The following is a 1215-nucleotide window of genomic DNA, read 5'->3' on the forward strand; positions in this document are numbered from 1 at the left end:
TGTATCGACCCAGCGGAATCTGCTCAGTTCAAGCCGCTATTGCATAAGCTTCAGCGGGGGTCCTCATGTTCAGCGCCTGATGAGGGCGCCGGTGGTTATAGAAGTGGATCCAGTCGCCGATCAGTCGGCTGGCGTGCTGCAGTGACTCGAAGCGGTGACGATGGACGCACTGCTCCTTGAGGGTGCGGATCACACGCTCGACCAGGCCGTTCTGCTCCGGGCTGTGGGGCGTGATGAACTCCTGCTTCAGGCCGTAGCTGCGCACCAGCGCCGTGAAGCTGCGGCTGGTGAAGACCAGGCCGTTGTCTGATCGCAGCAGGAACGGCGCCGGCACCCGGCCCAGTGTGCCGAAGCGGGCGATCAGGGCCTGCTCCAGCGCCGCCTCGGCGGTCTTGGATCGGCCGCTGCGCGACAGATGCCAGCCCAGCAGTTCCCGGCTGTGGCAGTCGATGACCAGCGCCATCGTGGTCCAGCCATCGCGCCCTGCCCAGACGCGGCACATGTCCGTGGCCCAGCGCTCGTTGGGCGCCTGGGCCACCGACGGCAGCACCTGGATGCGGGGTCTGAAGCCCACGGGCCGGCGTCTGACCTGCCAGCCCTTGAGCTGGAAGATGCGCTGCACCGTGTTCTTGTTGAACCCCAGCAGGTGCGCCACCGTGCGGTAGCCGAACGAGGGGTTCTCCTCAATCATGGCCTTGATGGGCTGCACGAGCCGATCCTGCACCTTGGGCGCTGCCTTGACGGGCCGGTAGTACACCGTGCGCCTGGGCACGTCGAACCACCTGCACAGCTTGCTGATCGAGACGGTGATGCCGTCGGCTTGCAGTCCCTGGTGGATCGTCTCGATCACTTCTCGTCCTCGCCCAGCAGGGACTGCAATTTTTTTCGGGCACGCAACTCCAGCATCGCTTCGCCGTAGGCCTCCTGAAGGTCCTTGAGCTGGCGCTCGTACTGCTCGCGCACATCCTGGGGGTTGGCCTTCAGGGCGTTCTCCATGCCCCGGCGGCCGTCCTCCATCCAGCCCTCGATCTCCGAGGGCGGCAAATCGTAGGTCCGACTGGCCTCTGCAACGCTGGTCTTGCCCTGGATGATCTCCAGCACCAACGCCGTCTTGCGCTTGGCCGTCCAGCGCTTGATCTCTTCGTCCATCAACATACTCATGGTGTCTTCCTTTCGACATTAACACCTGAGCAGGTTTTCACTGGGTCAATACAT

2 protein-coding genes are annotated in these 1215 nt (G+C 63.8%); both read right to left on the reverse strand.

The features are described from left to right. Positions 1-28 precede the first annotated feature (28 nt). Complete coding sequence (locus tag KAK06_RS23970) at positions 29-850, reverse strand: IS3 family transposase (RefSeq protein WP_210804698.1); 822 nt, start codon at positions 848-850, stop codon at positions 29-31. After that, positions 847-1161 carry a DUF1153 domain-containing protein gene (locus KAK06_RS23975; protein WP_210804699.1) on the reverse strand — a complete coding sequence of 105 codons (315 nt, stop codon included), beginning with the start codon at positions 1159-1161 and terminating at the stop codon, positions 847-849. Before KAK06_RS23975 ends, KAK06_RS23970 begins: the two co-directional genes overlap by 4 nt. Between the last annotated feature and the right edge of the window lie 54 nt (positions 1162-1215).

Source organism: Ideonella aquatica (assembly GCF_018069755.1).
In the GTDB taxonomy this organism is placed as follows: Bacteria; Pseudomonadota; Gammaproteobacteria; order Burkholderiales; family Burkholderiaceae_C; genus Ideonella; species Ideonella aquatica.

Bases quoted from the DNA above. Each gene is read 5' to 3' on its own strand.
- KAK06_RS23975 (WP_210804699.1), bottom strand. From the start codon at position 1,161: ATGAGTATGTTGATGGACGAAGAGATCAAGCGCTGGACGGCCAAGCGC.